Annotated in this window: 20 protein-coding genes and 1 pseudogene; 8 read left to right on the top strand and 13 right to left on the bottom strand. The window is 58.3% G+C overall.

All coding sequences use genetic code 11. The features are described from left to right. Nucleotides 1–17 precede the first annotated feature (17 nt). Both ACTG20_RS08975 and cls read right to left on the bottom strand, forming a co-directional pair. The gene (locus ACTG20_RS08975; RefSeq protein ID WP_439987588.1) at nucleotides 18–1,280 is read right to left on the bottom strand and encodes a DUF945 family protein; all 1,263 of its coding nucleotides are present in this window, start codon (nucleotides 1,278–1,280) and stop codon (nucleotides 18–20) included. Between the two features lie 107 nt (nucleotides 1,281–1,387). Continuing rightward, nucleotides 1,388–2,869 carry a cardiolipin synthase gene (gene cls, locus ACTG20_RS08970; protein ID WP_005361740.1) on the bottom strand — a complete coding sequence of 494 codons (1,482 nt, stop codon included), beginning with the start codon at nucleotides 2,867–2,869 and terminating at the stop codon, nucleotides 1,388–1,390. Nucleotides 2,870–2,966: 97 nt separating this feature from the next. Between cls and ACTG20_RS08965 the strand changes: the two genes are divergently transcribed. Next, nucleotides 2,967–3,509 (top strand): DUF1439 domain-containing protein, encoded by a 543-nt coding sequence (locus tag ACTG20_RS08965; protein WP_236356979.1) that lies wholly within the window; start codon nucleotides 2,967–2,969, stop codon nucleotides 3,507–3,509. Between the two features lie 5 nt (nucleotides 3,510–3,514). On the opposite strand, the gene ACTG20_RS08960 is transcribed toward ACTG20_RS08965, so the two are convergent. Then, a complete protein-coding gene (locus tag ACTG20_RS08960; protein WP_041980377.1) occupies nucleotides 3,515–3,955 on the bottom strand; it encodes a GNAT family N-acetyltransferase in 441 nt (146 codons plus the stop codon). A 328-nt stretch (nucleotides 3,956–4,283) separates the two neighbouring features. On the opposite strand from ACTG20_RS08960, the gene ACTG20_RS08955 reads away from it, so the two are divergent. After that, complete coding sequence (locus ACTG20_RS08955; protein WP_409012646.1) at nucleotides 4,284–5,033, top strand: lytic transglycosylase domain-containing protein; 750 nt, start codon at nucleotides 4,284–4,286, stop codon at nucleotides 5,031–5,033. A 92-nt stretch (nucleotides 5,034–5,125) separates the two neighbouring features. Here the strand turns inward: ACTG20_RS08955 and aqpZ are convergent, their stop codons facing one another. Then, nucleotides 5,126–5,815 (bottom strand): aquaporin Z, encoded by a 690-nt coding sequence (gene aqpZ, locus ACTG20_RS08950; RefSeq protein WP_005334357.1) that lies wholly within the window; start codon nucleotides 5,813–5,815, stop codon nucleotides 5,126–5,128. 270 nt (nucleotides 5,816–6,085) lie between these two features. Then, nucleotides 6,086–6,298 carry a DUF1653 domain-containing protein gene (locus tag ACTG20_RS08945; RefSeq protein WP_005334366.1) on the bottom strand — a complete coding sequence of 71 codons (213 nt, stop codon included), beginning with the start codon at nucleotides 6,296–6,298 and terminating at the stop codon, nucleotides 6,086–6,088. A gap of 381 nt (nucleotides 6,299–6,679) precedes the next feature. On the opposite strand from ACTG20_RS08945, the gene ACTG20_RS08940 reads away from it, so the two are divergent. Next, a complete protein-coding gene (locus ACTG20_RS08940) occupies nucleotides 6,680–7,894 on the top strand; it encodes a pyridoxal phosphate-dependent aminotransferase (protein ID WP_005334367.1) in 1,215 nt (404 codons plus the stop codon). Between the two features lie 63 nt (nucleotides 7,895–7,957). On the opposite strand, the gene ACTG20_RS08935 is transcribed toward ACTG20_RS08940, so the two are convergent. From ACTG20_RS08935 to ACTG20_RS08905, 7 genes are all read right to left on the bottom strand, one after another. Further along, a complete protein-coding gene (locus ACTG20_RS08935) occupies nucleotides 7,958–9,433 on the bottom strand; it encodes a YfcC family protein (RefSeq protein ID WP_108541957.1) in 1,476 nt (491 codons plus the stop codon). Between the two features lie 162 nt (nucleotides 9,434–9,595). Beyond that, the gene (gene fabV, locus ACTG20_RS08930; RefSeq protein ID WP_005353312.1) at nucleotides 9,596–10,789 is read right to left on the bottom strand and encodes an enoyl-ACP reductase FabV; all 1,194 of its coding nucleotides are present in this window, start codon (nucleotides 10,787–10,789) and stop codon (nucleotides 9,596–9,598) included. A gap of 287 nt (nucleotides 10,790–11,076) precedes the next feature. Then, nucleotides 11,077–12,702 (bottom strand): methyl-accepting chemotaxis protein, encoded by a 1,626-nt coding sequence (locus tag ACTG20_RS08925; RefSeq protein WP_127005743.1) that lies wholly within the window; start codon nucleotides 12,700–12,702, stop codon nucleotides 11,077–11,079. Between the two features lie 323 nt (nucleotides 12,703–13,025). Beyond that, entirely contained in the window at nucleotides 13,026–13,613 is a 588-nt protein-coding gene (locus tag ACTG20_RS08920; protein ID WP_058059918.1) for a histidine phosphatase family protein, read from the bottom strand. A 155-nt stretch (nucleotides 13,614–13,768) separates the two neighbouring features. After that, a complete protein-coding gene (locus ACTG20_RS08915) occupies nucleotides 13,769–14,422 on the bottom strand; it encodes a helix-turn-helix transcriptional regulator (protein ID WP_040065159.1) in 654 nt (217 codons plus the stop codon). 64 nt (nucleotides 14,423–14,486) lie between these two features. Continuing rightward, on the bottom strand, nucleotides 14,487–15,776 hold the full coding sequence (locus tag ACTG20_RS08910; protein ID WP_194495809.1) for an L-cysteine desulfidase family protein: 1,290 nt from the start codon (nucleotides 15,774–15,776) through the stop codon (nucleotides 14,487–14,489). Between the two features lie 22 nt (nucleotides 15,777–15,798). Next, entirely contained in the window at nucleotides 15,799–16,182 is a 384-nt protein-coding gene (locus tag ACTG20_RS08905) for a Rid family detoxifying hydrolase (RefSeq protein WP_194495810.1), read from the bottom strand. Between the two features lie 251 nt (nucleotides 16,183–16,433). On the opposite strand from ACTG20_RS08905, the gene ACTG20_RS08900 reads away from it, so the two are divergent. From ACTG20_RS08900 to ACTG20_RS08890, 3 genes are all read left to right on the top strand, one after another. Then, nucleotides 16,434–17,729 carry an amino acid permease gene (locus tag ACTG20_RS08900; RefSeq protein ID WP_021229327.1) on the top strand — a complete coding sequence of 432 codons (1,296 nt, stop codon included), beginning with the start codon at nucleotides 16,434–16,436 and terminating at the stop codon, nucleotides 17,727–17,729. A gap of 193 nt (nucleotides 17,730–17,922) precedes the next feature. Further along, entirely contained in the window at nucleotides 17,923–19,929 is a 2,007-nt protein-coding gene (locus tag ACTG20_RS08895; protein ID WP_194495811.1) for a methyl-accepting chemotaxis protein, read from the top strand. A gap of 267 nt (nucleotides 19,930–20,196) precedes the next feature. Further along, complete coding sequence (locus ACTG20_RS08890) at nucleotides 20,197–20,484, top strand: hypothetical protein (protein WP_194495812.1); 288 nt, start codon at nucleotides 20,197–20,199, stop codon at nucleotides 20,482–20,484. Between the two features lie 80 nt (nucleotides 20,485–20,564). Here ACTG20_RS08890 and ACTG20_RS08885 read toward each other — a convergent pair whose 3' ends face one another. Continuing rightward, nucleotides 20,565–20,753, bottom strand: coding sequence for a hypothetical protein (locus ACTG20_RS08885; RefSeq protein ID WP_005334402.1), 189 nt, complete (start codon nucleotides 20,751–20,753; stop codon nucleotides 20,565–20,567). 235 nt (nucleotides 20,754–20,988) lie between these two features. Between ACTG20_RS08885 and ACTG20_RS08880 the strand changes: the two are divergent. Next, nucleotides 20,989–22,985 (top strand): annotated as a pseudogene (locus tag ACTG20_RS08880) (alkyl/aryl-sulfatase). After that, a complete protein-coding gene (locus ACTG20_RS08875; protein ID WP_005353417.1) occupies nucleotides 22,982–23,506 on the top strand; it encodes a hypothetical protein in 525 nt (174 codons plus the stop codon). The pseudogene ACTG20_RS08880 and the gene ACTG20_RS08875 overlap by 4 nt, the downstream one beginning before the upstream one ends. The last annotated feature ends 58 nt before the right edge of the window (nucleotides 23,507–23,564 follow it).

Genomic DNA, 23,564 nt, shown 5'->3' with positions numbered 1-23,564 from the left:
TGTTTCTGCGCCGAGTGTCAGAGCGGCAGATCGTTTACCGTCACCGCGCCCTTCTCCAGCTTCAGCTCGGAGGTCAGCGCTTGCTTGTCGGCCTTCAGATAACCCATCAGGGTCAGTTGATCGAGCATGGGGGCCAGTTGCGGCACCGCCTTGCCCAACTTGTCGCTGAGGCTGGCATGCAGCACGCCGGAGAGGGCCTGCATCCCCGCGTCGCTGTTGAACAGCTGCTCCAGCGAGGTGGAGGCCAGCTTCACGTCCCCCTTCATGGTCACCGCCTCACCGTTGAGCTTGGCGCTGAGATCGGCCAGCTCCAGGGTCGCACCACGTTTGAGCATCTTGTCCAGCGCCTGCTGGATGGCGGCATCTTCAACTCCCTTGCCACCGGCTGCCTGCAGCCCCTGATACCCTTCCAGATCCAGACCGTTGAGGTTGAGCGCCAACTTGCTGTCGGTCACTGCCAGGGTGTCGGTCTCGTTCTCCAGATCCAGCTTGGCAATTTTCATCTGATAGCTGCTGGAGAGGGTCTGGGCATCATCACCGGTCAGCTGAGTCTCGGTGGTCATCCCCTGCAGGGCGACCTTGACGCTGTCAGGCAGTTGCACCGTGAGGGCCGAGAGGGTCATCTCGCTCTGGGGCGAGAGGAGCACACCGTTGATCTCGGCAATGTCGGCACTCCCTTTCAGGTCGGCCAGCACCAAGTCCATCTTGCTCTGCTCTTCATGGACCGTCATCCCCTGCCAGGTCATGGTGAGGTGACCATTCCCCTCCAGATTGCCGTGGAACTCGCCGCTCAGGGGCAGGAAGCTGAACTCGTCCAGCCCCTGTTTGATCTTGAATTCCTTGGCCCAGAAACGGCTGCTGTTACCCTGGGTCCAGAGACTGGTGACCGACTCCAGACCTAGTTCCCACTGCTCCATGCCCAGTGCGGTGAAAACCGGCGCTAGCGTGCCATTATGGGTATCGAGCAGGAAGTGGCTCTTGATGTAGAGCGGGAGGATCTGGCTCTTGACCACCAGTTGCAACTCGATGGGCTGACTGCCCTCCAGCTCGCTGTCGATGGCAGCCAGCTCCTCCGGCGTCACCACGACCTTCAGGACCCCGTCACGGGTGAAGAGGTTGCTGCTGCCCGGCAGCCACTGCATGTCGAGCCCACTCTCTTTCTCCACCTTGGCGATCTGCTCCGCCATGATGTTGTCGAAGCTGTTGCCCGTGTACCAGCACGCAGCCAGACCACCACCTACCAGTGCCGCACCCACGGCGAGGACCACTATCTTTTTCATATATCCATGTGTCTCCAGGGAGTTGTCACTGCACTCTACGGGGCGGACTCGGGGCTAGGCAAGTCCAATCAGATGGCGAGTCCACTTTCTTGCGGCTCGCCACAACATCACAGCAAGGGGCTGAAGAGATAGAAGATGTTCTCCATCGCCTTCTTGTACCAGGGGCGGGCCTGCCATTGGGCTAGGGTCATCGGGGTGGCTTCCGCCATATAGCCCTGTACCAGCCGGGTCATCTGGGCCACGAACGAGGGGTTATCCACCAGCAGGGTCACCTCGAAGTTGAGCCAGAGGCTGCGCCGATCCAGATTGACCGTCCCCACCAGCGCGAAGTCATCATCCACCAGCACGCTCTTGGTATGGAGCAGACCGGCATCGTAGCGGTAGATCTCCACCCCGGCCGCCAGCAGCTCCTCCATAAAGGCGTTGCAGGCGTAATTGGCCATGATGGAGTCGTTGCGTGCCGGCAACACCAGCTGCACCTGCACTCCGCGCGCCGCTGCCGAACTGAGTGCGGCCGCCAGTGGATCGTCGGGTACAAAGTAAGGAGTCGTCAGCACCAGATGGCTGCGTGCCTGATAGATGGCCAGCAGCAGGCTCTGCTGGATGCAGTCGCCGCCGACGAAGGGACCGGACGGGATCAGCTGGGCGCGGTAGTTGGTCTGGGGCCAGGCCTCCGGCTCATGCTGCAGACTGTCGAGCAGCCGCTCGCCGGTCTCCATCTCCCAGTCCCAGACAAAGATCGACCACATCAGCGGCACCATGGGCCCCTGCACCCGGATCATGATGTCGACCCACTGGCCGACCCCGGCATCCTGTTTGAAGAAACGGGGATCCACCATGTTCATGGAGCCGGTGTAACCCACCCTGTCATCGATCACCACCAGCTTGCGGTGCATCCGCAGATCCTGACGCTGGAACAGAATGCGCCAGGCGCCGACCGGCAGCACCTCCACCAGCTTGACCCCCGCCTTGCGCAGCTTTTTGGGCCAGTGGGAGCGGAAGAACTGCTTGCTGCCCACCGAATCAAGCAGCAAGCGACAATCCACGCCGCGTTGCGCCACTTCAATCAGCGCCTCGCACACCTCGTCGGCATCGCCGCCGGGGTGCCAGATATAGAACTCCAGATAGCAGGAGAGCGTCGAGCGACGGATATCCTGGGCAATCTCGCGCAAGATCCAGTCCGGCTTGTTGAGCAAGGTCATGCGGTTGCCAGAGAGCATCGGCATGGCGAGCCGTCCCTGGATCAGATCGTGCAGCGGCTGTGCTTTGGCGCCCACTTCGCAGCAGTGCTGCGGGAACAGACGGGCCAGTTGACGGATCCAGATGGCATAAGGGCGATACATGGCCTGGGCGCGCTCGGCACGACGGCGCCCCAGCTTTATTTCACCAAACAGCACATAGAAGCCCACCCCGGCAAACGGAATGGCATAGATCAGCGCCAGCCAGGCCAGCGACACCCCGATGGGACGGCGTTTCATCACCACCCGAAACGACACACCGGTGACAATCACGGTATGAAAAAGCAGTAGCAGCCAACCCAGAAAACGGGAAAACAGCAGTTGAAGATCGTGTTCCAGACCGTTAAACAACGGGGACTCCTTCTAATCGACAAACAGCGCGGTGGGCAGACCCCAACCGGCCGGGATGGTATGCTGTAAGGCAAATCCATTCTATCAGGTCGCACGCATGATCCTGCAATCTATGCTGCTCAGCCTGGCCATGCTAGGCCAAGGCTCATATGACATCAATGAGCAACAGATAAACCAGTACCTGCAATCTCAGGTGCAAGTCGACAAACAGCTGGAGCTGCCGGGCATCATCAAGGCCCATGTGACGCTTGAGCAGAGCGATGTCCAGATCGGTCGCCAACGCCCCGATACCGCCCGGGTCTATGGCAAGGGCAAGCTCAAAATCGCCCTGCCAGACAATACCGAATATGACGCCCGCCTGCAGATGACCTATGAGGCGAGACCCCGCTATGACAAGAGCCAGAGCGCGCTGTTTCTCGATAACATGAAGCTGGTGGAGTACAAGCTGGAGCCGGAGGCGGCCGAAAAGAAGTTCGGGCTGATGCTCAACATGCTGCTGCAGAGCATGGAGAAGCGACTCGAGACCAAACCGGTCTACAAACTCAATGACAAGGACCCGGATCAGGCCTGGCTGAAGGAGAATCTGCTGGGGCTGGAGCTGTCACCGGGCAAGATCCACATGCTGACCAAACCCCGCTAAACCACTCAATTCAGGAGGGGCTGGGTGGTATCCCGTACCAGCAGCTCCACCTGATAACCCTGCTGCTGCTGCCGCTCGTAGAGGGAGAAAAGCGACCCGCTCAATTGATTGAGGGGCATATCAGCAAACCCGGCCTTGAGATAGAAAGGCTTCTCGAAGGGCAGCGCCTGACAGACCACAGGTTTGTCCAACAGACCGTGACAGGCGTGCTGCAGCAGCCGTGACCCCAATCCCAGCGACTGGTAGTGGGGCAACAGGCGAAAGCCGCACAGATGGTAAAACTCCTCCTCGTCCCGCAACCGAACCGCCCCCACCAGCCAGTGAGCATCACGCACGACAAAGATCCGCTCGGCCAGATCCGGCACATAGTGGGAAAACGTCGTCTCGTAATAGTCCCTGATAAGGGAGAGGTCGGCGTCGCAGTACTCTTCGAAAGTGAGTTCCATCGCCAGCTTGCTTGTCACAGACAAATCCTTTGATAATCAGTTATTAGTGCCAGATACGGTGCGCTAATCCGACCACATGACGCCAGCACGATAGCATGCCTTTCGTCAACAAAAAAGCGGACTTCGTGGGCAGCTTGCTTACCCGGTGGAAGAGGCCATGACCCACCGCCTGACGGCCAAAACCGTGCTTTATGATGACAATCCTTTATTGCGGCGGATACTTTGATCCCGGTCACCGAATCGGATCATTTGCCCCCTGTTGGCCGCTTGTTCTGCCCTCGTCATGATGCTTTACTCAACATGGTCATCACAAGAAGGAGTATTAGGGTTGAAAGCATGGATGCTGGCAGGCCATATGTTGTTGATCCCCCTGAGCGGATGGAGTCAGACTCCCCCCCCCGCGGAGGTGATCTTCCTGACCGCCGCGCCCTCCCCCTTGCGTCCGAGCAAAGATGCCACTCCCGCCTCACAACCCGACACCGCTCAAACAGCGGCAGTCGCCACCAACGGCAAGAAGCAGATCCAGGTCTATAAATCGGTGCAGCAGAACGGGGTGGTTCGCTACTCCGATATGGCACCCGAACAGGGCCATTACGAGCTGCTGCTGTTCAATGACTGCTTCGCCTGCGATCCCAAATCCAGCGTCAACTGGCAAACCACAGGGCTGTTTCTCTATGACTATGCCAGCACCATCAAGGCGGCCGCCAAAACCTATCAGGTTGAGCCGGCGCTGATCCGGGCGCTGATCCATGCGGAATCCGCTTTCAATCCGCTGGCGGTCTCCCGCAAGGGGGCGATGGGGCTGACCCAGCTGATGCCCGCCACGGCGCGGGAGTTGGGGGTCGGCAATGCCTTGCTGGCGGAGCAGAATATCTTCGGCGGGGTGAAATACCTGGCGGGACTGCTCAAGCAGTATGACGGCAACGTGGCGCTGGCGACCGCGGCCTACAACGCAGGCGCGGGCGCCGTACAAAAACATGGCGGTATCCCGCCCTATGCGGAAACCCGTGCCTATGTGGAGCGCGTCCAGCTCCTCCACCTGCGCTACAAAGAGATGCTGCAGGACAAAGGGCTCTGAGGTTAGCCTCGGTTAATGCTCTTTTCTCGCCCCTCCAGAAACAAAAAACACGCCCGCAGGCGTGTCGATACCACACTTTGTTTCGCAAATGATTACTTCTGCTCAGTCGCCACCAGGCGATAAGCCAGCGCACCCAGAATGGCACCGACAATCGGGGCAACCCAGAACAGCCACAGCTGGCTGATAGCCCAGTCACCGACAAACAGCGCAACACCGGTACTGCGGGCCGGGTTGACCGAGGTATTGGTCACCGGAATGCTGACGAGGTGGATCAGGGTCAGGCACAGACCGATGGCGATCGGCGCGAAACCGGCAGGCGCACGGCTATCGGTGGCCCCCATGATGACAAACAGGAAGAAACCGGTCATCACCATTTCGCATACCAGTGCGGCAGTCAGACTGTAACCACCCGGAGAGTGCTCACCGTAGCCGTTGGAAGCAAAACCGGCAGAGAGATCAAACCCTGCCTGACCGCTGGCAATCACGTAAAGCACGGCAGCGGCGGCAATGCCACCCAACACTTGCGCCACGATATACGGCAGTACACCGGATGCCGGAAAACGACCACCCGCCCACAGACCGACGGTCACGGCCGGATTGAGGTGGCAACCGGAGATATGGCCGATGGCAAACGCCATGGTCAGCACGGTCAGACCGAAAGCCAGCGAGACCCCCAGCAGACCAATCCCGACGTGAGGGAAGGCAGCAGCCAGCACGGCACTGCCGCAACCGCCCAATACCAGCCAGAAAGTGCCCATAAACTCAGCAGCAACAGGTTTCACATTATTTCTCCCATTTGAGATAACACCGAACAAGACCCGAGAAGGGCCCATGCTTGAACAAGCGCAGCATTATGGGAGTGTGAGTCCAGATTGCGAACCCGGCGGGCAGAGCTCATTGAATGTGATGTTCGTCACAATTAGTTGATTAGATAAGGGATTTATCATTAAGACAGCCGGCTGCACATCTCATACCCAAGGGCGTCATGCGACAACTTGTGACACCGTTTAGCTCGAGTGCTCATCCCTTGAACGATAAAAACGGAGGCGTGGTCAGTCTCCTGCAGGGGCAAAACGGCTGACAACCTGCCCCTGATGCTCAATCCACTCCATAAACATGGCGACGGGACGGGCATAGACCTGACCATCCTGCTCGGATTGATAAATGACCAGCTGCTCCTGGGTTTCGGTATGCAAAGCCAGGGCAAGCACTTGATAGTAACCCCCCTTGAAGTGGCGATAGCGGCCTGGAACGGGTGCTTGCATGGGAAAACCTCGCAGAAGTGAACACCGATGAGCGAACCACATAAAGATGACACCATGAGTGCCAGTCAACTCATCGAAAAGGGGGACGAAGACGATTTTTTACACAAGCCAATCGTGCCACAGGATCCGGATATTGCAACACAGTCAGGCAGCTTTGTTAATTCGTTCCCCATGTTTCACTAGTTAACCTTGGTTAGCACCAAAGATCGTGCTGAATTTAACGTTCTAGCAACCCTGTTTTAGGGCTAAAAATCAGGGAATTCTTCTAAAAAGAGGATTGTTCTAGCATTCAATTCTGTGAAGAATAGGGGAAAAGAAATTTGATACTAAAAATCGCCTTTTTCGCCAACGCGTCCCTGTGGGGAAGGAATCACACTCACCATGTTCACAATCGACAAGTCGCACAAGCTCGACGATGTCTGCTATGACATCCGCGGCCCGGTGCATAAAGAGGCTCGCCGTCTCGAAGACGAAGGCCACCGCATTCTCAAGCTCAACATCGGCAACCCGGCCCCGTTCGGCTTTGATGCGCCGGAAGAGATCATCAAGGATGTGATCCTCAACATGCCGCTGAGCCAGGGCTACTGCGACTCCAAGGGGCTCTTCTCTGCCCGTAAAGCGGTGATGCAGTACTACCAGCAAAAAGGGATGCGCAAGGTCGATATCGACGACATCTACATCGGCAATGGCGCCAGCGAGCTGATCGTGATGGCGATGCAGGCGCTGCTCAACAATGGCGACGAGATGCTGGTGCCCTCCCCCGACTACCCGCTCTGGACCGCTGCCGTCACCCTCTCCGGTGGCCATGCGGTGCACTACCGCTGCGATGAAGGGGCTGACTGGTACCCGGATCTCGACGATATCCGCGCCCGCATTACCCCGCGCACCCGCGGTCTGGTACTGATCAACCCCAACAATCCGACCGGTGCAGTCTACGGCAGCGAGTTCCTGTTGGAGGTGATCGAGATCGCCCGCCAGCACAACCTCATCATCTTCGCCGACGAGATCTACGACAAGATCCTCTACGACGATATCTCCCACACCAGCGTCTGCACCCTGTGTGACGATGTGATGGTGGTGACCTTCAACGGCCTCTCCAAGGCCTACCGCGCCTGCGGCTTCCGTCAGGGCTGGATGGTCATCACCGGCCCCAAAGGCCGTGCCCGCGGTTACATTGAAGGGCTGGAGATGCTGGCCTCCATGCGACTGTGCGCCAACGTGCCGATGCAGCACGCCATCCAGACTGCGCTTGGCGGCTACCAGAGCATCAACGAGCTGATCCTGCCGGGCGGCCGCCTGCGCAAGCAGCGGGACAAGGCGTGGGAGCTCTTGAACGAGATCCCCGGGGTTTCCTGCGTCAAACCCAAGGGAGCGCTCTACATGTTCCCGCGCCTCGACCCCAAGGTGTATGACATCCGCGACGATCAGAAGATGGTGTTCGACCTGTTGCAACAGGAAAAGCTGCTGCTGGTACAGGGCACCGGCTTCAACTGGCCGGCACCGGATCACTTCCGGCTGGTGTTCCTGCCCCGCGAAGAGGAGCTGGAAGATGCCATCGGCCGCCTCGCCCGCTTCCTCAAGGGCTACAAGCAGTAAGCAAAGCTCATGAAAAAGGCTCCCGCGGGAGCCTTTTTGTTATCTGTGGTTTTATCCGTGCCATCAGCCGTGCAGCAGGGCACCGGCCACCAGCACCGCCATGGTGATGAGAGCCACCCCGATGATGAAGGGCAGCACCCAGCGCACGAAGCGATCGTAGGGGATCTTGGCGAGCGCCAGACCGGCCACCAGATGGGCGGCGGTGGGGGCAAACAGGTTGATCCAACCGGAGGCGGACTGATAGGCAGTGATCACCAGATCCCGCGAAATACCGGAGAAGTCCGCCAACGGCCCCATCAGCGGCATGGATACAGTCGCCAGCCCCGAGGTGGAGGGGATGAAGAAGCTCAGGATGATGTGCACCAGATAGGCCATCAGGATGAAGACCGACGAGGAGAGTCCGGTCACCAGCCCTTCAGCCCAATGCAAAATGGTGTCGATGATGACGCCCTGCTCCATCACCACATAGATGCCGCGCGCCACCGCAACCACCAGTGCCACCCCGATGAGATCCCGAGCGCCGCTCAGGAAAGTCGCCACATAGTTGGACTCCGGCATCCGGTTGATCAGCGCGATCAGGATGGAGGCGCTGAAGAACAGGGTGGATAGCTCATCAAACCACCAGCCAAAGGTGGGCAGCGCATCGATCCCCAAATCCGACCAAGGCACCACCGCATAGATCATCAGCAGGAAGGTGCCGAAGAAGACCAGCATGGTGAGCTTCTGCTTGCCGGTGAAGGCGAGGTTGCCGCTCTTCATCTGGGAGAACTCGTCGTCATAGACGATGTCGGCCAGAACGGAGCGGGACTTGTCCTGCTGCACCTGCTTGGCGTAGCGCATCACGAACCAGGAGGCGAAGATCACCAGCAGCAGCCACTGGATGACCCGCAGGCCAATCCCCTCACCGATGGGAATACCGGCAAAGCCTGAGGCGATACCTGTGGCAAATGGGTTGACGGTAGAGGCGAGCACCCCGACCCCGGAGCCAAGCAGGATGATCCCTGCCGCCACCATGCGATCGAAGCCCGCCGCCATCATCACCGGCACGATCAGCGCCCAGAAGGCTACCGTTTCCTCTGCCATGCCGAAGGTGGATCCGCCGAGGGCAAAGAGAGCGATCAGTACGGGGATAAGCAGCCGCTCACGGCCGGCAAAGCCGCGCACAATGGCCCCCACCCCGGCATCCAGCGCACCGCTTTGCATGGTCACCGCGAGAAAACCACCGATGATGAGCACGAACAGCGCCACGTCGGCCGCCTTGTGAAAGCCCTGAATGGGGGCCTTGAGCACCTCGAACACCCCCTGCGGGTGGGCGGGTAACTCGGTGTAGCTGCCAGGCACCGGCAACAGCCGCTCGTCGCCGCTGTAATCGGCCACGGCCGCTGCCGCCACCGGCTGCTGGGTCTTGGCGGTGACATAGTCATATTTGCCCGCTGGCAGCACCCAGGTCAGGGCGGCCATCAGGGCGATGATGATGAAAAGCAGGGTATAAACAGTGGGGAGTTGGCGCTTCTTGGGCGCCTCGTTTGGAGTGGTCATAGCTTCCGTACCTCGGCAATGCCGTCTGTGATCCGATCAGCGCAAGACTAGCGGGTTTGATATGGGAAAAAGGTGATCGCTGATAATAAAATTCCGCAAATTAGCGGAATGTTTGCCAAAAAAACAGGGCCCCGCGGGGCCCTGTTTTCACTTGAGTCAGACTCAGAGCTCGACCACGTCGAATTTCACATCCGGATTTACATCCGCATCGTAATCGACCTCATCCAGACCGAAACCGAACAGGCGCAGGAACTCCTGCTTGTAGCCGGTGTAGTCAGTCAGCTCGGAGAGGTTTTCGCTGGTGATAGATGGCCACAGGTCGCGGCAGGTCTGCTGCACATCTTCACGCAGTTCCCAGTCATCCATGCGGATGCGAGCCTGCTCGTCCAGCGCCATGTCGGACGCGTAGAGACGGGTGCGCATCATGCGATCCACCTGCTCCATGCAGCCCTCGTGAATGCCCTTCTCCTTCATGATCTTGAAGGCCATGGAGATATAGAGCGGCATCACCGGAATGGCGGAGGAGGCTTGAGTCACCACGGATTTGAGCACGGCCACGTGAGCGGTGCCGCCCTTGGCGGCCAGATCGCCACGGATGGCGGCAGCGGCGCGGTCCAGATCTTCCTTAGCGCGGCCCAGAGTGCCATGCCAGTAGATTGGCCAGGTCAGATCGGTACCGATGTAGGAGTAGGCCACGGACTTGGCGCCGTCAGCCAGCACGCCGGCATCACGCAGGGCTGCCATCCACAGCTCCCAATCCTGACCGCCCATGACGGTGATAGTGTTCTGGATCTCTTCCTCGTTCGCCGGCTCGACGGTAGCGGTGATGATCTGATCCTTGTTGGTATCGATGGCGGTGGTGGTGTAGACCTCACCGATCGGTTTGAGGGCAGAGCGCACCACTTCGCCGGTTTCCGGCATCTTGCGCACCGGAGAGGCTAGGGAGTAGACCACCAGATCAATCTGACCCAGATCCTGCTTGATAAGCTCGATCACCTTGGCGCGGCACTCGTTGGAGAAGGCATCGCCGTTGACGCTCTTGGCGTAGAGGCCCGCCTCTTTGGCTGCCTTGTCGAAGGCGGCAGAGTTGTACCAGCCAGCGGTACCGGTCTTGGACTCGGTGCCCGCCTTTTCAAAGAAGACGCCGAGGGTGGCGGCGCCGCTACCGAAGGCAGCCGCAATCCGGGAGGCCAGGCCATAACCGGTAGAAGCGCCGATCACCAGCACCTTCTTGGGACCATTCTCGATGGTGCCCTTGGCCTTGGTATAAGCGATCTGGCGACGAACATTGGCTTCACAACCGACCGGATGAGTGGTGGTGCAGATAAAGCCGCGAACCTTGGGTTTGATGATCATATGGGGTCTCGGATCCGTTTAATGGATGAAATCGGGGCATAAGATACCTCATCTTGCCGCGATAAGGTGCTCTGATGTGTTGAACTGCGGCAAAAATGGCCATTCAGGGTGACGGCTGCCGTCAAAAATGCACAATTTTTCGGAAAGCCTCACTTCATCAGTCCGGTAATGAATCTTCCCATATCTATGGAAACCGATGACATGTTTCAACACAGGTGCAGTACGACCAACATGATACAAAAAGGCCCCGAACTCTCGGGGCCTGGGGGTAATGTCATCGAACTATATCAAGCGGCATGTGATCGCCATTTAAAATGATTAATCTGTGTTCTCATTGACTTGGCCATCTCATCAAGACGCTGACACTTGGCCGATACATGGGCTGCCGAGTCCGAGGTATGTACTGCGATATCGGCAATATTGACCATGCTGCGCGTCATCTCTTCGGTGACTTTGCTTTGCTCTTCGGCTGCAGCGGCGACTTGCACATTGAGATTATTCAGATCATCCACGGCACTCACAATTTCTTCCAAAGAGACGCCGCAGGTCAGCATCAGGGTATTCGTCTTCTCCACTTCAGATAATCCGATATTCATACTATCAACAGCCATAGTTGCATTCTGTTGCAGGCGATTGACGGTATTCTGGATTTCTCCGGTAGAGTTTTGGGTGCGCTGAGCAAGTACCCGGACTTCATCAGCCACCACCGCGAAACCGCGCCCCTGCTCACCCGCTCTGGCGGCTTCAATTGCCGCATTCAGTGCCAGTAAATTGGTTTGTTCGGCAATCGAGCGAATAACCCCCATCACCTGAGTAATGTTATTGCTTTCGATAGCCAGGTTTTGCAGCACAGTGGATGTATTTTGCAATTGACCAGAGAGCAGAGCCATATTCCCAATGGTCTCCTTGACAACCGCTTGCCCCTCTTCTGCCTTGTTTTCAGCCTGACGGGCGGCAATTGCAGCACTATTTGTATTCTGGGCGATTTCGTTAACCGTTGCGCTCATCTCATTCATCGCCGCAGCGCTCTGATCTGTCTCCAGACGCTGCTGGGCCATTTGCTCTGCACTGGTTAGCCCCAGCTCGTTCAGTGCATCGGCGCCTGTCGATAACTGTTCGGCCACGTCATCCATTTCGCCAATCAATCTGCGGAAATGGCTAACCATATCATTCAGCGCCCGTGCGACTTGCCCCAATTCATCTTCCCGAATAACAGGGACGGTGACGGTCAAATCCTGCTCATGCTGCAATTTGTAAAGTGCTCTGCGCAAAGCGGTGAGCGGTTGACTGATCCCGCGAAAAATCCAGATCCCCAGCACGGATAAAGCGAACAGGGCAATCCCGGTGATGGAGAGGAAGGCAAATGAGAAATCAACGGCCAGACTTTCCAGGGTACCAACATGCTCATCTGCAAATCTCAGCTGGAGTTCAACCAGCTTGCCCAGCTCCTCATTAAAAGGATCAACCGTGCTGTATAACTGATGAATTGCCTTATCAAGGGGAGCTTTTAATGAAAGATCTCTCTTAATACCATCCAGTGTAATGTCGGCTTTGTTCATCAATACCTGGGCAGACTCCGCTATCGCCCGCTCTTCCGCAGACATCTTCTGGGCCATGTAACGCTTCCATTCCGTTGCGGCTTTTAACTGCGCTTCAGTAACGGAACGTTTTGCCTCTTCACGGGTGATTAATCCAACATGCGCTTTATTGATCGCATCAACGACACTGACCGCATACAAGTCTGAAATCAGCTTCAGTTCGGATAACTGCTGCACCTCCTCTTCATTCACCTGATGGGCAGCCTGATTCATCAGGCGCATCCCCCAAAGGGAGAGAGTGCACAGCAAAATCATACAAAACAGCGGTACCACAACCAGCATCAATAATTTGCTACGAACCGAGATCCCTTTCATGGTGTCGTCCTCATACTCAGGCCACTGGTCGTTTAATATGCAATTGATACACCAAGCATCACGCGACCACTCATTTCAATACAATCACCCGCTTACCTCATTAAAAAGCGCGGTCTGTGCACCATAGTGCAATGCAAGTTGCAACCTGTTCGCAAAACCAGACCTTAAACACATCACCGCAGGAGAAGGGCTAATGCCCTTATTGATAATGCGCTTTTTGAGTCTATTCATCATTTCGTTGATGTCTAATCTTCGCAAAGCAAAATCCGTAGTGCGTTGCAGCCTGCATCGTCCATGCACTGATGGCAGCAACGTCCACGAAACTAGCAGCTGATGCGAGTGATGTGGCCATCCTGCAGCTTATAGAAGGCATCTTGGGGCAACTCCTGTGACCAGGTCGCCTCATAGTCGAGATCGGCATAGACGCCGCGCAACATGGCACCGAGCAGACCGTGGGAGATAACAATGGCCCGCTCGGCGATGGCAGGATCCTGCAACCACTGGTGTGCCCGGCGCTGAATGTTCTCGAAGCTCTCAGCCCCCGGTGCCTGCAGATACCAGTCCCCCTTGCCGGTATCGAGTTCGGGGTGGGCAAGACGCAGCGCCGGGATCTGGCAGCTCTCCCACTCCCCCATGCCGAGCTCCATTAATCGGTCGTCCCAGACGATGCGCTCTGCCGCCAACCCCAGTTGCTCGCACACCAGCAGCGCAGTCTGGCGAGCACGGCCGAGCGGACTGGCGTAGACGGTCCAGCGGGCTGGATCTGCCAGTTCGTCGGCAAGGCGCCGCCCCATGGCGATGGCTTGCGCCTCGCCCTTGTCGGTCAGCTCGGAGTTGCAACGCCCCTGCAGACGCTGCTCGGCATTGAAGCGGGTCTGGCCGTGGCGCAGCAGATAGATGAGTCGAGACATGATTTCTCCAGCACGTTCAGATAGATAGAAAAATGAAGGGGGGAATATGATAGCAGATGAGCCCGAAGGATGGCCCAAACAGAGAGGCTAAAACGGGCGTAAAAAACGGGTCAAGGCTGACCCGTTTGCTGCCAATTTGACCAGAGTGTATCGGCTCAGCCCTTCTTGATCTCCCGCAGATAGCGGTAGATGGAGTGGACCGAGATCCCGAGCTGGCGCGCCGCAATCTGGGCACTGTCTTTTAACTCGAAGATCCCCATGTCGTGCAGCTGATTGACGATAACCCGCGTCTTCTGGGAGGGAGGCACCGCCTCGTTGCCACGCACCTCGGCACTGACGGTGTCGATGGTGCTGTTGAGCGCTTCGTCGATGTTGCGGGCGAACACCTCCGGGGTGGCATGGCTCTCGTGGGGATGCATGCACTCCGGCATCATGGTGCGCAGCACGGATTGCAACGGGGCATCCATGTCGCTGTTGATACAGAGCAAGCCGATGGCCCTGTGCTCCCCGTTGCGGATCACGGTCGTGATGGAGCGCAGGGTCTTGCCGGTGGCGCACTTGGTCATGTAGGGGCTGGAGATATCCTGCCCGCTCTTGAGCTTCATCATCGCCAGGTTGGTGATGGGGGCGCCGACACTGCGGCCGGTGATATGGCCGTTGGCAATCTTGACGATCGAGGGATTGCGCACATCCAGACTGTGGAGCAGCACCTCGGTGTGCTGACCATACATGGCGGCGATGCCGTCCACTATGTTCTCCATCGACTTGAGGATCTCAAAATCGCTCGGACTCAACTCTTGCAGCTTCACAATGGGACCTTCTTGCAAGGGTTGCTGCCGGGCGATGGACGCCGGGCAGCAACCGACAGGGACATCAGGCGGACATGATATCAATAATGGTGCTGTCTGTGGCAGACATGCCCTCCTTCACCATCTGGCCGACGTTGCGGATGGTCTGATCCACGTCGCCGGCGACGATCCCCTGCCCCGACACCGAGTGGCTGTTGAGGGCCATCAGGAAGCCGCGCACCGCCGCGCCGGAGGAGGTACTCACCTTCATGGCGCAGGAGGCTTTCGCCCCGTCACATACCATACCGGCACTGTCGCTCAGCACGTTCTGGATGGCGAAGCAGGATTGCTCGAAGCTGCCGCCCGCCAGATAGACCATGGCCATGGAGGCGGCCGCGCTGGTCACGGTATTGCCACAGAAGGCCGACAGCGGCGGATAGTGGGACTTGATATAGATGGCGCCCAGATGGCTCATGATGAGGGCGCGAGCCAGCTGCTCTTCGCTGGCCGCAAAGCGCTCGGCAATGACCATCACCGGAATGGTGGCGGCAATGCCCTGGTTGCCGCTGCCAAAGTTGCTCATGGCTGGCAGGGTCGCGCCCCCCATGCGGGCATCGGAAGCGGCCGCCGTCATCATCACGATGCGGTTCATCACATCCTCGCCGATAAGACCGGCATTGATGTTCTGCTGCATGGTACGCCCGATCTCGAGACCATAGGGGTTGTTCATCCCCTCGGCGGAGAGCTTGCCGTTAAGCTCCGAGGCTTTGAGGATAAACCTGATCTGCTCGAACTCCACCTGGGTGGCGAACTCGTAGATGGCTGCGATGCTGATATCTACCCCGTCGCAAATGGAACCGGTGGCACCGCCCTGGCTCTGATCGGCGGTGAAGGTCACCTCGCCATCGCGGCGCTGCTCGACGATGCGGGTATGACCGCCGCACAGGGTCACTTCGGCGCTGTGCTCTTCACCCTTGTCATCAGTGCCATAAACGGTCACGCGGCAGAAGATAAACTCGGGGGCGGCGGTGCGGCTCACCTGCACCTTGCCGGCATCGATCAGCTGCTGGGCACGATCCACCTGTTCTGGCTGGATTGCGGCCAGCACCTCCAGCCCGGCATCGGCGTTACCGCCGATGGCACCGGCCGCGGCCGCAATGGCCAGACCGATCTTGCCGGTCCCCGGCACATAGACACCCATCGAGTTTTTATAGAGATTGTCCGACACCGCGACCTCGAGGCGACCGGGCTCACAGCCCAGTTGCCGGACGGCGACAGCCGCGGCATAGGCGGCGGCGATTGGCTCGGTACAACCCAGCGCTGGTTTGACAACCTGTTGAATAATCTGCAGATACTGCTGCCACGCTTGTTTCATCACTTGAACCTTTTTATCAGCATTAACGAGCGATATGGGCGATCGCTTCCACTTCAACCTTGACGGCCATCGGCAGATCCTTCACTGCGAAGCAGCTGCGCGCCGGACAATCTTTCTGGAAATAGGCTTTATAGACCTCGTTGAACGCGGCAAAATCGCTGATCTCGGCGAGGTAGCAGGTGGTTTTGAGCACGGTATCCAGCGAGCCGCCAGCGGCTTCCAGCACGGATTTCAGGTTTTCCAGTGACTGGCGGGTCTGGGCGGCAATGCCCCCTTCCACCACACCACCCTGCTGCTTGCAGACCGGCAACTGACCGGAGGTAAAGATAAGGTCGCCATAGGCAGTGCCGTGGCTGTAGGGACCGATAGCGTCAGGTGCCGCTGCTGCCGTGATGATGCGTTTCATATAGCCACTCCTGTTTGTGCAATTTTTTTTGCAATCATGAATCTCATTTCGTTCAACATTATTTGCTTTTTATTTTATCCATTCAACAAAAAGATACAAATATGGCGTTTAAAGGCACCTTTCGGCCTCAATATAAACCGTGATCACCATCCTGATTTGAACAAAAGTACTCTTATGGGCATTGTTTATGACAGTTTCATTCAACTATATTTGCGCCGCTTTCCCACATCCCTACAAAAAAGAAGGTTTTAATGGACGCGCATAGCACTACACTCGCCAGCCCCGTGATGGGCACGCTGGAATGGAAAGAAGCGGTTCGCTTCGACAGCACTGACTGGGGCTGGATCATCATGAGCATCGGCATGGCCATCGGCGCGGGGATCGTCTTCCTGCCGGTACAGGTGGGTCTGATGGGCTTGTGGGTCTTTCTGCTCTCGGCGGTGATCGGCTACCCCGCCATGTACATGTTCCAACGCCTCTTTATCAACACCCTGGCCACCTCGCCGGAGTGCAAGGATTACCCCAGCGTCATCACCGGCTACCTCGGCAAGAACTGGGGTGTGCTGCTCGGCGCGCTCTACTTCGTGATGCTGGTGATCTGGGTCTTCGTCTACTCCACCGCCATCACCAATGACAGCGCCTCCTTCCTGCAGAGCTTCGGCGTCACCGACGGTCTGCTCTCCGAAAACCCGCTCTATGGTCTGGTGCTGATCTGTGGCCTGGTGGCACTGGCCTCGCGCGGCGAAAACCTGCTGTTCAAGATCTCCACCTTTATGGTGCTGACCAAGATCAGCGTTGTTGCGGTGCTCGGCCTGATGATGGTGGACAAGTGGGATGCGGCCAACATCACCGCCATGCCCGCTGCCGGTGACTGGATGAAGGATGCCATCATCATGCTGCCCTTTACCCTCACCTCCATCCTCTTTATCCAGAGCCTGAGCCCCATGGTGATCTCCTACCGCTCGCGGGAAAAGTCGCTGGAAGTAGCCCGCTTCAAGGCGATGCGCGCCATGAATATCGCCTTCGGCATCCTGTTCGTGGTGGTGTTCTTCTACGCGGTCTCCTTCACCCTGGCCATGGGCCACGATCAGGCGGTCAAAGCCTCCGAAGAGAACATCTCCGCGCTGGCCATGGTAGCCCAGGGGATGCCCGGCCAGACCCTCAAGCTCCTGAGCCTCACCCTCAACATCTTCGCGGTGATGACCGCCTACTTCGGCGTTTATCTGGGCTTTCGTGAAGCCTGTCAGGGGCTGGCAATGAACCTGCTGCGCCGGGTGCTGCCGGAAAACCGCATCAACAAAGGATTGGTAGGTAAGGGCATCATGGTGTTTACCGTCATGCTCTCCTGGGGTGCCATCGTGCTCAACGCACCGGTACTGAGCTTCACCTCCATCTGCAGCCCCATCTTCGGCATGGTGGGTTGCCTCATCCCGGCTTATCTGGTCTATCAGGTACCGGCGCTGCACAAGTACAAGGGCACCTCACTCTACATCATCATCGTCACCGGCCTGCTGCTCTGCGTCTCGCCCTTCCTAGCGTTCAACTGATCGGTTTCCCCTTATCGACCGCGGGTCACCTTCGGGTGGCCCGTTTTCTATTGGTGCGGCTGACCGCGCCTCCGCCCGGAAGTAAAAAGCCAAGGGGATCACAACTTGCAACCGGCCATCACCCAAGGGAGGCCGCTCGGAGTACTATTCAGGCAACACGACTCACGCCCGCACTCAGGTATCGAGGCTTAACATGAAATGGATTTTCAACCCCGCCATCCGGCTGGGCAATCAGCTCTCCTTCAAATACAAATTCCTGCTCTGGTCCTGCCTGATGCTGCTGCCACTGGCCTACAGCATGACCAATCTGCTGGGGCGGCTGCAGGATGACAACGCGCAGGCCAACCGGGAGCTGGCCGGCGTGGTCAATCTCGCCCCCATTCCCGCCATCGAACAGGCCCTGCTCACCCATCGCAATCTGATGACCCGCCACGCCTATGAGGTGGATCCGGTCGGTGACGATCAGCTCAAGGCGGCCGCACAAGCCGTTGATCAGAGCCTGCAAGCCTTTGCCGACACCCGCCAGAACAACCCCTCCTTTGAGGTGATCCAGCAGGGCTGGGCCGCCCTGCAGAGTGAAGCAGGCAAGCTGGAGGTGGAGCAGAGCAACCTGCGCCACGACAAGCTGTTGACCGAGGTGCGCCATCTCTACAAGCACATTACCGCCAGTAGCAGCCTGATCCAGGATCCGGCGCTCGGTACCTACTACATGGTGATCCTCGCCAGCGAGCGGTTGCCGCAACTGCGCGACCTGCTGGCCCAGGTGCGGGATCGCGCCGCCACCATCGCCGATTTCGGCCTGTTTCAGGCCGAGGGCTACAGCGGCCTGCGTTTTCGTCTAGACCTTATCAGCGCCACTCTGCAAGAGCTGGAGGCCGATCTGACCCTGCTCTACCAGATCGAACCGGCCTACCGCGCCGAGCTGGGTCAGCAGACCGATGCCCTGATGCAGCTGGTGCGTCAGGGGGTCGAGACCATGGAAAACAAGATGATGAAGGATCAGCTGGTGCAGCTCTCCACCAAGGAGGTGCAGGCACTGGGGGATAAGATAGACGAGGCTATCACCGCGCTGGCAGGCCAGGTACGCCAGCGGCTGGAGGCCGACCTGCATCAGCGGCTGGCCGCCAACCAGCGCCACTTCTGGTGGGTCACCGCGCCGCTGACCGTCAGCTTGCTGCTCTACCTCTACCTGATGATCGGTGCCTATCTCTCCCTGCGCGACACCGTAGGGCGGGTGCGTGATATTGCCGCTCGGGTCAACGCCCAGGATCTCAGCCAGCATATCGAGATCGTCGGTCAGGACGAGCTGGCCGCCATCAGCCGGGATTACAACGTGACCCTGGAGACCCTGCGCACCCTGATGCTGCGGGTGCGTGAAAATGGCGTCACCGTGGTGGAGAGCGCTACCGAGATCGAAGCGCGCACCTGCCGCTCGCAGGAGGTCATTGCCGATCAGCAAGGGGAGACCCATCAGGTCGCTACCGCCATCAAGGAGCTGGCCGCCACCTCACAAGACATGGCGGGCAACGCCCTGCAAGCCGCCCGCATGACCCAGGAGGCGCAGAACGTGGTCGGTCAGGGCGAGGATGTGGTGGAGCGCACCATCAAGGCAATCGACCATATCAACCGCGAAGTGCTGCGCACCGCCGACACCATAGGCCAACTGGAGCAGCAGTGCAGCCAGATTGGCGGCGTCATCAGCGTGATCCGTGGCATCGCCGAACAGACCAACCTGCTCGCCCTCAACGCTGCCATCGAAGCGGCCCGGGCCGGTGAGCAGGGTCGCGGCTTTGCGGTGGTGGCCGACGAGGTGCGGTCTCTTGCCAACCGCACCCAGGGGGCTACCGTCGAGATCCAGCAGATGATCGAACAGCTGCAATCCGGCGCCCGCGCCTCGGTCACCGCCATGTCGGCGGCCAGCCATGAAGCGCAGGAGGGGGTCGGGCTGGCGCAGGAGGCAAAGCAGGCTTTTGGCGCCATCACCGAGAAGGTGGATCGAATGGTCGATACCAACGCCATCATCGCCAGCGCCATCGAGCAGCAGGGCGCAGTGGTCAACGAGATCGAACGCAACGTGGTGCGCATCTCGGATGGCAGCGACGAGGCGCTGCAAGTAGCCAACGCCGCCCGCGATGCCGCCCGCCAGATCCACCAGCTCACCGAACAGCTGCGCGCCATGGTACAGAGCTTCGTGCTGTAACAGAGCGCTGACAAGCCGGGCTCAACGTGAGCCCGGCATTATCCCGGCCTCGCCCCTGCCCACAACATCTCGGTTGCACGGATCATCCAGAAAATCTCTGCGACCCACTTGCCGGGCAAACGCCAACAAAGTAGTCTCGAACGAAAACAAAATGCGGCATTCCCGACACGCACGGTCTGCGACGTCGAGGCAAGCAAGCCGCCTGCGAGCCACAGATTAAACCCAGCGTCACGTCATTTATCACCCGCTTCAAGCGAGGATTTACCCATGGCCAGATACCAGTTTTTTACCATTCCGGCGTCCAATCGGCAGCAATACACCTTTATCGACATGTCATCTCCGACTTTTCTGAGTGAAAAGGCGGCACTGCTGACCCAAGGATTCGAGGTGGAGGAGGACTTTATTGACGCGACCAGTCCACGGGAGGCCGTCGAGAAGTACCAATCCAATTTTCTCTATGTAGCGGACGAGATTGGCAAGTCTGATAGCAGCTACGCTGCGGCCGTCGCCATGCTGGAGATTGGCAAGGGGTTATTGGGCAATAAAAACCGCTGAGATAAGGTACAGCGGTGAAGAGTGGTGGCCATCGTGGCAACGCGCCCGATGGCCATATGGCAAGACATCAATTCGGTAAGTCAGAAGCGCCCCAACTGCTGGAGCATCTCGATCAACTCCTCTTCGCTGCTCGGCTCATAGGCCAGCTGAAGGCTCGGCGCAGCGCCTCCCATCAGCATATAGACGTTGGTGCTGCAGTGGTCGTAGTGATACCACTTACCGTCGATACAGACGTCGGTATAGCATCTCGGGTCCCTTTTCAGTTCCATATGCACATCCTTTTGTTACATCCCATCAACATCACTCCTGACCGTAAGACAACCCGCTGCGACCTATCTTGATACAGATCAAGATGTGCAACGGCTGTGCTCCTGCGGGCGCAATTCCCGCAGTTTTCCACCCGGATGGCGTTGTGTAGCGCAAGTCCCCCTTTCTTCTCTTCCCTGACTTGAGCCTGACTACACTTAGCCCTGTCGACCCACACCACCATCTGGAGTCATACCGATGAAACCGAGGCTTTCCACCCCCACGATTTTCTCGCTCTTGCTCTGTGGCGCACTGCTTGTGCAGCCTGCTCTTGTGCAGTCGGCAAAGGCCGCCATCGACCCCAAGCCTGCCAGCGAATTTACCATCAAGGCAAACCAGCAGGTGCTCAATACCCTGCCCTTCAATGACAAGCAGGATTTCGAGGATGCCCAGCGTGGCTTTATCGCCAAACCGGAGACCCTGACCATCAAGGATGACAAGGGCAACGTGGTGTGGGATCTGGAGCAGTACAAGAGCTACATCGGCCTCGACAAGGCCGCGCCGGACAGCGTCAACCCCAGCCTGTGGCGCAATGCCCAGCTCAACATGCAGTACGGCTTGTTCAAGGTCACCGACAAGATTTACCAAATTCGGGGCTTTGATCTCTCCAACATCACCTTTATCGAAGGCAACAAGGGCTGGGTGGTGTTCGATCCGCTGATCTCCCCGCAAACCGCCAAGGCGGCGCTGGCCTTCATCAACAAGACCCAAGGGGAGCGCCCGGTCACCGCGGTGGTCTACAGCCACTCCCACGTGGATCACTACGGCGGTGCCGCCGGTCTGTTCAACTCGCTGGACGAGGTGAAAAAGAACGGCGTCGAGATCATCGCGCCGGAAGGATTTACCGAACACGCGGTGTCGGAGAACGTCATCGCCGGCAACGCCATGGCTCGCCGCGCCGTCTACATGTACGGCGCCCTGCTGCCACGTAACCCGCAGGGGGGCGTCAACGGCGGTCTGGGGCAAACCACCTCCACCGGCGTGCCCTCGCTGCTGCTGCCGACCCGCTTTATCACCAAAACCGGTGAGACGCTGACGGTCGATGGCGTCAAGATGGTCTTTCAGATGACCCCGGGCACCGAAGCCCCGGCCGAGATGAACACCTGGTTCCCGGACAGCAAAGCATTGTGGATGGCCGAAAATACCACCAACACTATGCACAACATCCTCACCCTGCGCGGCGCCCAGGTGCGTGATGCGCTGAAGTGGGCCAGCTTTCTCAACGAGACCATCGAAACCTGGGGTGATCAGGCCGAGGTCAAGTTCCAGAGCCACCACTGGCCACGCTGGGGCAATGCCAACATAGTCGACTACTTCAAGAAGCAGCGGGATCTCTACAAATACATCCACGACCAGTCGGTGCGCCTGATGAACATGGGCTACACCGGCGAGGAGATCTCCGAGCAGATCACCCTCCCCCCGAGCTCAACGACTTCTGGCCGAACCGCGGTTATTACGGCACCCTGCGCCACAACAGCCGCGCCATCTATCAGCGCTATATGGGCTGGTACTCCGGCAACCCCTCCGATCTCGATAACCTGCCCCCAGAAATGGTCGGCCCCAAATATATCGAGTTCATGGGGGGCGAGCAGGAGGTACTGAAAAAAGCCAAGGCCTCGTTCGACAAGGGGGAATATCGCTGGGTAGCAGAAGTGCTCAAACATCTGGTGTTTGCCAACCCGAACAACACAGAGGGCAAGCTGCTGCTGGCAGATGCACTGGAGCAGCTGGGCTATCAGGCTGAATCCGGCCCGTGGCGCTCCGTCTATCTGCAAGGCGCCTATGAGCTGCGCAATGGCGTTCCTAATGTTGGCGGAACAGTCACGGCCTCACCGGATACCATCCGGGCCATGAGCCCCAGCATGCTGTTTGACTATCTCTCGGTGCGCATTAACCCCGAGAAAGCGGCGGGCAAGAAGATGGTCATCAACATGGCGTTCACCGACATAGAGGAGGAACATACCCTGAGTCTGGAGAACTCGGTGCTCAACCACACAACCCGCTATGCCGCCAAGCCTGATGTGACCATTACCCTGAGCAAGAAGACGCTGGATGATATCCAGCTCGGTCAGGGCACCATAGAGCAGAAGATCGCCAACGGCGAGATCAAGATCGAGGGAGATCAGCAGAAGTTCAGTGACTTCATCAGCCTGCTCGACAAGTTCAACTTCTGGTTCAACATAGTGACGCCATGATGCAACGCACCTTGCGCGCATGCATGGTCCTGCTCTGCCTCATCCCCGGGATGGGGCAGAGCTGTGGCTATGATGCCCTTTATCCCAATCCGTTCGAACAGAGCTGGCCCGGCACGGTCAATATTGCCATGGCCACGGCGACTGCGGTGAGCCGCGAGCAGTTACCCCCCTTGGCAGCCCTGACAGGCGAAGCCGGCTTCTCCCGTAGCCAGGCATGGCTCCAAACCCTCAAAAGTCGACTCCAGCAGGCAGGGGTCGGCGGTGGGATCTCCATCCTGCTTATCGACTCAGGACTCTGGTCCAGAGTACGAGGCAAGGAGTCTCTACTGCTCCAGTTGCACACCAGCGGCCCAAACCCCAAAGACCGGGTGATGCTGCTGAGTGAAGCCGCCATCAACGCCATGTTGAATGGGTCGCTCACCATCGAGCAGGGACTGCAATTGGGTATTGTGGAGCTGCAAAGAGACGACAATCAGCAGTTGCAGCGAGATCTGCACAAGGCGCTGAGCTCGCAGACCTGACCGCCACAGGAGGAACAGATAGAACAAAGGGAGGCAAATGCCTCCCTTTTTTATGCCT

This window comes from Aeromonas sp. 84A, assembly GCF_051919345.1.
Taxonomy (GTDB): domain Bacteria; phylum Pseudomonadota; class Gammaproteobacteria; order Enterobacterales; family Aeromonadaceae; genus Aeromonas; species Aeromonas veronii.
The sequence above is the reverse complement of the archived record's forward strand: the minus strand, read 5'-3'. Positions and strand labels throughout refer to the sequence as shown.